The following is a 223-nucleotide window of genomic DNA, read 5'->3' on the forward strand; positions in this document are numbered from 1 at the left end:
AGTTACAGTTAGTACTGCTCGTTCTGATTTTAATTGTACCGCATGTGCATTTGGATAGTTGTTCATCATGGCAATCCAGTCTGCTTTTGTGTGTTTCCCTAATACAAAGAAAGGAATCGGACTACCGCCTTGCGTTACTTGCACCTTAACTGTTCCTGTGCTTTGAAAATTATCTAACCCCAATACGCCGCCGTTTGGTGAAGAGATGGTATTAGAGCCAGGT

1 protein-coding gene is annotated in these 223 nt (G+C 42.6%); it reads right to left on the minus strand.

Translation table 11 applies throughout. The features are described 5' to 3' along the window. On the minus strand, positions 1-223 hold a 223-nt coding region (locus GFJ36_RS16940; protein WP_242016015.1), incomplete at both ends, for a M60 family metallopeptidase.

Origin of the sequence: Bacillus sp. EE-W1 (genome assembly GCF_009760835.1) — a bacterium.
Lineage (GTDB): Bacteria > Bacillota > Bacilli > Bacillales > Bacillaceae_G > Bacillus_A > Bacillus_A wiedmannii.